The sequence below is a fragment of the Bilophila wadsworthia ATCC 49260 genome, from assembly GCF_000701705.1.
Classification (GTDB): domain Bacteria; phylum Desulfobacterota; class Desulfovibrionia; order Desulfovibrionales; family Desulfovibrionaceae; genus Bilophila; species Bilophila wadsworthia.
In genome coordinates this window covers 33,122-42,393 of sequence record NZ_JNJP01000031.1, presented here as the reverse complement: position 1 = coordinate 42,393, position 9,272 = coordinate 33,122, and the positions used below count along the sequence as shown (strand labels likewise).

Below are 9,272 nucleotides of genomic sequence, written 5' to 3'. Positions count from 1 at the left end.
AACTTTCTAAAGAAAGTTTCCCTCGCCCCCTCCAAACCTCCCCCACTCCCTTCAAAGACTTTCCCCTTTATTGAATCCCTCTTCACTTTTTCCCTGTGTAATATGGGACTGTCGTTTCTATCTGGCGACATGCTGCAAGAGAATGCCGGGAAACACATATAAAGATGGAAGGAACATAAAAAGGTTCTTGTAGATCCTCTTGCAATGTCTGTTTAAGCCGCTTCAAAAAGGCTGTACGAATTATCCCAAAAAAGGCGACTGTTGAGCAGTCGCCTTTTTCTTTTCCTCAACCCCGCAATCAAAAATATTGGGGGCTCAAAAATCCGGTAGAGAGGAGAGGGAAGGAACCCCGTTCGGGTATCTCCGTTCTTCAAAAAAGACTCCTCCCCCTCTCCACCGAACTCATTCCTACTCTTCAACCTTACGGCGCTTTTCCCAGAGCTTCATGTCCTTCATCTTCTTGCGGCGCTCGCGCTGAAGGCCCTTGCAGACCAGCGGGGTATCCTTCTTGAGGCCCCACTTTTCGCGGTATTCGGCAGCGTCAAGATTATGGCTGGCGAGATGCTTACGCGTCAAAATTTTGAATGTCTTGCCGCATTCCATGCAGGTAATCGACTTTTCTTTGATGGATTTGCGGGGATCGCTCTGCACATCGGAACTGGCAAGCTCCTCAACGCAGCCTTCACCCTCGGCAACGTTCTTGATATCGGACGAAAGACGACGCACCATGGAAATGATTTCGTCTTCCGACATGATTCGGACGCTGGCCTGTGCTTTGACAATATCCAGTGCTTCTTTCAAATGATCATCCATCAGGGATGCCTCCTCGGAACAAAGTTACTGAAAAGGTTGTGCCATGAATCCAGGAACCTCTCCTGCATTCACTCCCCCCAGAATCCCGTACGCCTTTTCCCCCGTTATCCCCTCACCCCTGAAGTGATACGGGGGGCGGAAACAGCAAGGAACGAAACCGTTCCCCCGGCAAAGCACCCCTACCAGCCGGTCCACTGTCCTTGATGCCAATGCATCTCGCTTCCCTCTATTCCGTACTCAGGATCTCTGCACAACAAGCCATATCTAAAAAGATATTGTTCAGTATTGCACGAGGGGCCTATGCAATGCAACCGCTTTTCGTACCTTTTTATTATATACTTTCCATGAATGCCGTCTAAAAGGCAGCTATTCCATGCAGGCGCATCAAGAAGTACGGTGAAGGAAAGATGCTTGCCCGTTCCATCCCGCACAGGATGGAATCACAGCTTGCACGAGGAAAAACAGTTCCTCTCGTTTCCTTGGATAGCCTATCCGATAGGGGACAGTAAATGATGCCTTGCATTTTTCTCAAGAACATAACGTCGGCACAGTAAGGAGATGCGGCTAACAAGCCCATAAACGGAATCCCACACAGCCCTCAAACCGGGGACAACCTACAGGAGGCATCTTAAAGGAAAATCTGCGGCGGGGCTCAGAACCTTTTCACTTTGAGGCAGGTATCCATCCAAAGGCGACCTGTAGGCTGCGAACAAGGATTCCATACACTGAAGCCGTTGGAAAGAGCGGGATATCTCCGTGCCGGCAGGCTTGGGAAAGGGTATTTTTCTGAAGAAACGTTCTTCCCAAGTCTTCTATCCTTTTAAAGCATATCCGCTCTACACTATTCCCCTGCCTCGCTCAGGCAAAGGAGCGCGGATCAATGTTGTACTTCTTAACCTTGTAATTGACGATCCGGTAGCTTACCTGCAAATCGCGGGCGGCCTGCAGCATATTGCCATGCGCATGTTGCAGGGCGTCAATGAGCAGTTCCTGTTCGAAGCGCGCCACCGCATCGTTGAACGGCAACGCCGCCCGGCTGTCCCCAGACGTCTGGAGGGATTGGGGCAAGTGAGCGGCGCGCAGGACGAGATCGTCGCAACCTTGTACGGCGAGCTTCATGCACTGGGCCAGCTCTCCGGCATTGCCCGGCCACGGGTATTGCAAAAGAAGTTCCTGTGCCGGTGTCGAAATGCGCTCCACTGTGCGCCCCAAGGCCTCGGCGGACGCCTTGAGGAACATATCCGCCAACGGAAGGATGTCTTCAGGACGTTCGCGCAACGGAGGCAGGGCAATGGGAAACACGGTGATACGATTGTACAAATCTTCGAGAAAGGCACCTTGGGCGACCAGTTTTTCCAAATCCGCCGACGATGAACAGATGAAACGCACGTCCACGCCTACGGGCTGCCCTCCCCCCATGCGGACCACGGACTGCTCCTGCAAGACATGCAGGATCTGCGCTTGGATGGACAGGGAAAGCTTGTCGATGTCCTCAATGAACAGCGTACTGCAATTGGCAAGCTCGAACAGCCCTTTGCGGGTCTGAACGGCACCCGGGAACGCGCCTTTGCGGTAGCCGAACAATTCGCGTTCGGCTTGTTCCTCGGTCAGCCTGTCCGCACCCGGCGATTGGAGGCGCGACGCATAAAAACGCACCAGCGGCAGTTCGTTGCGCACGCTTGCCGTATGGATGAATGCCGCCACCCGGGCTTTTCCCGTACCCGGTTCGCCCCGGAGCAGGACCGGACCGCGCCCGTGCCCGGCATAGCTGGCCTGCTTCAACGCCTCGCACATGCTCTCGGACACGGCAAGTATGCCGCCGTCCAAATCCCCGGCCACATGCGGCCTGTCCCCCCGGCGCTCGGCAAGGCGCTGCTGCCGGGCCATGTCGTCTTGCAAATACGTGGCCTGCGCCGCAATCATCCCCGCAACGACCTCGAGGAAACAGCGCTGCCGCTCCAGTTCTTCGCGTGAGGCTCTCGGCGTATCGACACTCAACACGCCAATGACCTTGCGCGCCTGTTCGCGGCCCGGCTCCCAACTCATCTGCGGAGCGAGCACCGGGACGCTGAGGAAGGCCAGCGAAGACAGTTCCTCATCGGTGCGCATAAAAAATTTGCTGAGGAAAACGGGATGCCCCTTGAGGCATTCGACGATGACCGGCTTGCCCGTGACGAAAACCTGGCCGGTAACGCCCATGCCGGGCTCATACACGACCTGGGCGCTGCGGGGCGCGCCATCGGCCACGCACAGGCGCAACGTCCGTGTTTCCGGATCGAAAATGACCAGATGCGGGCGCAGAAACCCATGCCGCTCGGTGAGAAGCGAAAGCAAGGAGTTAAGCGAAGACTGGAACCCACGCTGCGGCCCCATTCCTGCGGCGATGCGTTGCAGGGTTTCCATGTACGGGACGGGATTCATCAAACCGGCAGACGACTGTTCAGACATACGAATCAAAAAAGGGACCGGCCGAGAGGCCCGTTTCAAGTCCCTTGTGCGCTATAGGGTGCATCAATGCGAAGAGAAAAACGGAACAGTCGGCCCTCCTCATCCATAAAAAAGGCATCCGGAGGATCCGAGGCGCGTTCGCGCTTATGGCTCATGCCTCGGAAAGGGGCAAGGGGGCGCTGGCCCCCTTGTACCGGAAGCAACGCCTCCGGCCCCTTTCAACAAACGGCTAAAACAGCCGCGACGAGGCGAGGATTTCGCGCCCGTGCTCGGCGGCCTTGAGGTTTACGTCAACCAGCTTGGCGGGCATGAACGTACGAATGCCTTCCTCCAGCGCTTCGAACCCGAAGGGCAGGAGGCCGGAAGCGCACAGCGCGCCGAGCAGGATGTTGTTGCCGCACTGGGCGGAACCGAGTTCGATGCCCATGCTGCGGCAGGGGAGGAACCACGCGGAGGAAGCGCGATCACGCACGGCCTGTTCCACGGCGTCCAGCCCCGGAGCGACTTCGCGCCCGGCGGAGACGGACAACGGCGGGATGACGTCCGTGCTGGAAAACACCACGCCGCCCTGCTTCAGGTAGCGCAGGCCGCGCAACGTTTCCAACGGTTCGAAACCAAGCACGATGTCGGCTTCGCCGAATCCGAGCTTGGGGCTTTTCCAGCCGCCGAGCAAAATGGTGGATTCCACAACGCCGCCGCGCTGCGCCATACCGTGGATTTCGCCGGCGACCACCTCGACGCCCTGCGCCACGGCCACGCGGGCCAGCAGCGTGGTGGCGGTAAGCGTTCCCTGGCCACCCACACCCGTCATATAAATACGAATACGATTGCTCATTTTCAGCTCCGCTTGCGGGCCCGGATAGCGGGCGTTACCTGGAGACACACCATGCAGCCGGAACACTGCGATTCATCCACGCTGACGACCGGAGCTTCGGCGGTGCCGCCGCGACGGAACGCGGGGCAAGCAAGCTCGGCCAGACACTTCAAGGCTTCCTCGCCCTGCGTGGCGACTTCGGCCACCTGCGGGCGGTTCTGCTTCAGCGTGCGGCGGGCGAACAGCATACAGGGCTCTTCCGCAATGATGACGCGGACCCCGGAACGGGCCTTCATTTCCTCAATCGTCTTCAGCGTGCCGCGCATGTTGAAGGGCTTGACCTTGGCGACGTCCGTAACGCCGATGCCGCGGACCACGCTCTCGATGTCCAGATGGTTGCAGCCCTCGCCGAGGACGGAGGTGCACACGCCGGGATTGGGCTGATGGCCGGTCATGGCGGTCGTGCCGTTGTCGAGGATCACCAGCAGCACGTCGTGCTTGTTGAACACGGCGTTGGCAAGGCCGGTCATGCCGGAGTGGAAAAACGTGGAGTCGCCGATGAACCCGACCACAGGACGATCGGAAACCATGGCGAACCCGCTGCCGGCGGATACGGAAGATCCCATGCAGAACAGGAAGTCAGCGGCGCGCAGGGGCGGGACCATGCCGAGCGTATAACAGCCGATGTCGCTGGAATAGACGGCTTCGTCACCGAAAACCTTGCGGACGGCATAGTACATGGCGCGGTGCGAGCAGCCGGCGCAGAGATTCGGAGGACGACCGGGCAGGCGGGAGACGTCGATGGCGGCACCGTCGGCGGACGGGAGTTCCTTGCCGAGCACGGCGGCCAGCGCGCGGGCCACGGCACCCGTGGAGTATTCGCCGAAAATCGTCAGGTCCGGGCCCTTGCCCACGATGGAAACGTCGATCTTGCGTTCCTGAGCGAGCGCGCGGAGATCCTGCTCAACCAGCGGCTGGAGTTCTTCGAGCACCAGCACCGTATCGCAGCCGGACATAAAGTCCGCCAACAGGTTTTCCGGCAGGGGCCACGTGAACCCGAGCTCAAGCACCTTGACGCCCTTTTCCCAACCGTTTTCGGCGAGCGCGTCGGCAAGGTAGGCACGGCTGATCCCGCTGGCTATGACGCCGATGCGCCCTTCCCCGGAAACCTTGTTCCACGGGGAGGCTTCGGCCTTGGCGCGGGCGTTCTCAAGGTGTTCGACGAGAACCTTATGGCGGCCCTGCGCCACGGCGGGTACGGGCACGAAACGCATGGGGTTGCGTTCAAAGGGCACGATGGGGGCCGGTTCGCCGAGCGCTCCGAAAGTGACCGGGCCGCGCAGGTGGTTGACGCGGGTGGTCGTACGCAGCATGACCGGCTGCTGGAGTTCTCGGGCCAGCAACAAGGCTTCGCGGGTCATGTCCTTGGCTTCCTGCGCCGTGGCGGGCTCGAAGCAGGGCATCCCCATAAACCGGGCGTACGTACGGTTGTCCTGTTCATCCTGGCTGGAATGGCACAAAGGATCGTCGGCGCTCACCAGCACGAAGCCGCCGGGAAGCCCCACATACGCTGCGGTGAACAGCGGATCGGCGGCCACGTTGACGCCCACGTGTTTCATCGTGGTCATGCTCATAGCCCCGGCAAGAGCCGCGCCAGCGCCCACTTCCACAGCCACTTTCTCGTTGACGGAATACTCCATGCGGTACCTGCCGCACGAAGCGAGATAGTGGAACGTGTCCGGGATCTCGGATGAAGGGGTGCCCGGATAACAGGTTACCACATTGATCCCTGCTTCCAACGCCCCCCGGACGATGGCCTCGTTGCCAAGAAGCAGGTGTCGCACGCCCGCTTCAGCAGCCAGTAACGGATGACTCATGAAAACCTTCCCTCGTGTTTGAAGCGCGGCGGGAACGGATCCGAACCGCACGGTTTTCCGAAAGAAACGACCCCTGCGCAAACGGGCTGAGGCCTTGCGGCAACAGCCCGTTTTCTTCCCGGCGAACCGGGAACCGACAGGGTTTACGACGGAGGCCGTTCCCCTTGATAGGCGTTAGGAGGCCATGCGCGCCTTCAGTTCGGCGATCTTGGCCTGGAAATAGCCGTTGTTCGCGGCATCCCCCAAAGAGGTGGCGATGCTTTCGTAGGCGGCGAGTGCGCGGTCGAGCTTGCCCGCGAGTTCGGCGGACATGGCCTGCCCTTCCAGAATGGCGGGGCGCAGGCTTTCGGGGGCACTCTTTTCCAGAGAGTCGAAAACGGCGAGCGCTTCGGCGTATTTGCCCTGGCGCTGGAGGAGGTCGGCCTGGTTGATGGCGGCCATCATACCGATGGAGCCCTTGGGATCGGCGGCGGCGACGGCGGCATACGCGTCGGCGGCCTTCCCGTACTGTTCAAGGCCAAGGGCGGTGGTGGCGATTTCAAGCTGGACGCCGGACTTCATGGCGCTGGGAGCAGCGGGCAGGAATGTTTCCAGCGCGGCGATGCGTTCCGGGCCCTGCGTGCTGACAAGGATGCGGCCAAGCTCAAGATGGGCTTCGCGTTCCACACGGGTCTGATGCCACTGCCAGCCGCCGACACCGGCGATGACGAGCACCAGTAAAACGATGCAGGTCACGATGATGCGGCTGTTCCGGAGCACGAAGCTCAACAGCGGCGTGGCTTCGACGGCCACTTCGGACTGGATTTCGCCCATCAGACTGCCGGGGATCTGAGGCCCGGACGGACGGAGAGGATCTGCCATGATGTCTGTACTCCTTGACTCTTCCACACTCTTTTTATGACGGACGAGGTCCGATACACGCAGAAACGGGCTTGCCGGAGCAAGACCAAAGACAGCAAAACATAGGTTGGATCGACAGGAATGTCAAAAGAAATGTCCCGGCCCGGGGTTGCGGGAAGCCGCGTGGAACCTTATACATACGTGCTACAGAGAACGCCTCAACCTCCCGCGCCACGAAAAAGGAAACGCCATGACAGTTTCGATCGAACTTCAGATGGAACAGATGGGGCAGCGCGCCAAGAAGGCCGCCCGCGTGCTCTCGGCCGCCGCTCCCGCGGCCAAAACGCAGGCCCTGCGCGCACTCGCCGCACTGCTCATCGAACGCCAGCCTGACATCCTCAAGGCCAACGCCCTCGACGTGGACGCCGCCAAGGCCGCAAACATGGACGCTCCGCGCCTCGACCGGCTCACCCTCACGCCGCGCATCATGGCGGATATGGCCGATGCCTGTCTGCATTTCGCCGAGATGGCTGATGAAGTCGGCGTCATCGAGCAACAGTGGCAGCGCCCCAACGGGCTCATGATCGGCAAGATGCGCATCCCGCTCGGGGTCATCGCCATGATTTTCGAGTCGCGCCCCAACGTCACCATCGACGCCGCCATCCTTTGCCTGAAGGCCGGAGACGCCGTGATCCTGCGCGGCGGCTCGGAGGCCATCCATTCCAACCTCGCGCTGGCCGGGCTCCTCCACGAAGCGCTGCGCAGCGCCGGGTTGCCCGAGGATGCGGCGCAGGTCGTGGAAACCACGGATCGCGCCGCCGTCGCCGCGCTCTGCAAACTTGACAAATATGTGGACGTCATGATCCCCCGGGGAGGGGAATCGCTGGTGCGCGCCGTGTGCGAAGCCGCCACCATGCCCGTGCTCAAGCACTACATGGGCGTGTGCCACCTTTATATAGATGAAGGGGCGGATCTCGGCATGGCCCTGCGCCTCGCCCACAACGGCAAAGTCCAGCGCCCCGGAGTCTGCAACGCGCTTGAGTGCCTGCTGGTGCATGAGAAAGAAGCCGCCTCGTTCCTGCCGATGCTCGCCGGAAAACTCGGCGCCGACGGCGTGGAATTCCGGGCCGACGCCCGCTCCCTGCCCCTGCTGTCCGGAGCGAAGGCCGTTCCCGCGCGGCCCGGCGACTTCGGGCAGGAGTTCCATGACCTGATCCTTGCGGTCCGCGTCGTGGATTCGCTGGATGACGCGCTGGATCACATCGCCAGTTACGGCTCGAACCACACTGAAGTCATTTGCACCAACAACCACGCCAACGCCACGCGCTTTCTGCGCGAGGCCGACGCCTCCCTCACCGCCGTCAACGCGTCCACCCGTTTCAACGACGGCGGGCAGCTCGGCCTTGGCGCTGAAATCGGGATCTGCACCTCCAAGCTGCATTCCTACGGTGCCATGGGCGTGCGCGAGTTGACGACGACCAAATTTGTGGCCCTCGGGACGGGTCAGATCAGGGAATAAACATGACTCCGGCTCAAACCATCGGCATCCTCGGCGGGACATTCAATCCCGTGCATATCGGGCATCTCCGGCTGGCTACGGCTGTGGCAGAAGCCTTGCGGCTCAAGCATGTGGATCTCATGCCTTGCGCCGTCCCGCCGCACAAGGCCGATTCCGGTCTGCTTTCGTTCGAGATGCGTGTCTCGCTCTTGCAGGGCGCTCTGGAAACGCCCCCAAACGCCGCCCCTTCCGATGCCCGGCTCCAGGTCAGCACCCTTGAGGGCGAACTTCCGCACCCTTCCTATACATGGAACCTGATCACGGAATGGCGAAAGAGGCATACCTCTGAAAGCCCCATGTTCATCCTCGGGGGTGAGGATTTCATGCACTTGGACACATGGCACAGGGGTTTGGAGCTTCCCAACATCACCAACTTTGTCGTAGTGCCCCGTTGCCAGGCGGATGAGGAGACGTTCCGGGCAACGATAGGCCGTCACTGGCCCAAGGCCGTCATCACCGAGCCTGATGAAAACAACCTCCTCTCGGCGGCGATCACGGACGAAACATCCTGCCTCTATCTTCCGCTGCCGCATCTGGACATCAGTGCCTCGCTGCTCCGCGCCAAATGGCTTCTTGGCGAAAGCATCCGCTACCTGACCCCCGACCCGGTCATCGACATTCTGGATACCTACAAAGAAGACGTCCGCCTCTGCTGGCGATGACATAAAAGCCTTCCCTGTGATGGGGAAGGCTTTTATGCACCAGCGGAATGTTGTCTTTTTTAAACCTTTCTCTACTGAATCCCACACGGCGGCAATACGATACAAGCCGACAGGCTTATTAGCGGGCAGGCTGTATACCCTTCCAGTACAAGTATGTGATCAAAATCACACACTGGCCGCATCATACTTTCCTTTCACGTTTTATCTCGAATAAAATATACTCAATTGCGTGACATTTCACGCTTCATCTCGTTTTATCC

General features: G+C 59.9%; 7 protein-coding genes. 2 read left to right on the top strand and 5 right to left on the bottom strand.

What is annotated here, in order from left to right; genetic code table 11:
• Positions 1–408 precede the first annotated feature (408 nt).
• The 5 genes from T370_RS0111750 to T370_RS0111730 all read right to left on the bottom strand — a co-directional run bounded on the left by T370_RS0111750 (position 409) and on the right by T370_RS0111730 (position 6,813).
• A complete protein-coding gene (locus T370_RS0111750; protein WP_005025888.1) occupies positions 409–813 on the bottom strand; it encodes a Ros/MucR family transcriptional regulator in 405 nt (134 codons plus the stop codon).
• A gap of 858 nt (positions 814–1,671) precedes the next feature.
• Positions 1,672–3,234 carry a sigma 54-interacting transcriptional regulator gene (locus tag T370_RS0111745; RefSeq protein ID WP_029435849.1) on the bottom strand — a complete coding sequence of 521 codons (1,563 nt, stop codon included), beginning with the start codon at positions 3,232–3,234 and terminating at the stop codon, positions 1,672–1,674.
• Between the two features lie 256 nt (positions 3,235–3,490).
• The gene (locus tag T370_RS0111740) at positions 3,491–4,096 is read right to left on the bottom strand and encodes an indolepyruvate oxidoreductase subunit beta (RefSeq protein ID WP_029435848.1); all 606 of its coding nucleotides are present in this window, start codon (positions 4,094–4,096) and stop codon (positions 3,491–3,493) included.
• Between the two features lie 2 nt (positions 4,097–4,098).
• Positions 4,099–5,952, bottom strand: a complete 1,854-nt coding sequence (gene iorA / locus T370_RS0111735) for an indolepyruvate ferredoxin oxidoreductase subunit alpha (RefSeq protein WP_029435847.1) — start codon at positions 5,950–5,952, stop codon at positions 4,099–4,101.
• Between the two features lie 174 nt (positions 5,953–6,126).
• Positions 6,127–6,813 carry a tetratricopeptide repeat protein gene (locus T370_RS0111730; RefSeq protein WP_005025876.1) on the bottom strand — a complete coding sequence of 229 codons (687 nt, stop codon included), beginning with the start codon at positions 6,811–6,813 and terminating at the stop codon, positions 6,127–6,129.
• Positions 6,814–7,042: 229 nt separating this feature from the next.
• On the opposite strand from T370_RS0111730, the gene T370_RS0111725 reads away from it, so the two are divergent.
• Positions 7,043–8,311 (top strand): glutamate-5-semialdehyde dehydrogenase, encoded by a 1,269-nt coding sequence (locus tag T370_RS0111725; RefSeq protein ID WP_029435846.1) that lies wholly within the window; start codon positions 7,043–7,045, stop codon positions 8,309–8,311.
• A 2-nt stretch (positions 8,312–8,313) separates the two neighbouring features.
• Complete coding sequence (locus tag T370_RS0111720; RefSeq protein ID WP_005025872.1) at positions 8,314–9,012, top strand: nicotinate-nicotinamide nucleotide adenylyltransferase; 699 nt, start codon at positions 8,314–8,316, stop codon at positions 9,010–9,012.
• The last annotated feature ends 260 nt before the right edge of the window (positions 9,013–9,272 follow it).

Coding starts and splice junctions, on each gene's coding strand:
- T370_RS0111730 (WP_005025876.1), bottom strand. CDS start 6,813: ATGGCAGATCCTCTCCGTCCGTCCGGGCCTCAGATCCCCGGCAGTCTG.
- T370_RS0111750 (WP_005025888.1), bottom strand. CDS start 813: ATGGATGATCATTTGAAAGAAGCACTGGATATTGTCAAAGCACAGGCC.
- T370_RS0111745 (WP_029435849.1), bottom strand. CDS start 3,234: ATGAATCCCGTCCCGTACATGGAAACCCTGCAACGCATCGCCGCAGGA.
- T370_RS0111720 (WP_005025872.1), top strand. CDS start 8,314: ATGACTCCGGCTCAAACCATCGGCATCCTCGGCGGGACATTCAATCCC.
- iorA (WP_029435847.1), bottom strand. CDS start 5,952: ATGAGTCATCCGTTACTGGCTGCTGAAGCGGGCGTGCGACACCTGCTT.
- T370_RS0111740 (WP_029435848.1), bottom strand. CDS start 4,096: ATGAGCAATCGTATTCGTATTTATATGACGGGTGTGGGTGGCCAGGGA.
- T370_RS0111725 (WP_029435846.1), top strand. CDS start 7,043: ATGACAGTTTCGATCGAACTTCAGATGGAACAGATGGGGCAGCGCGCC.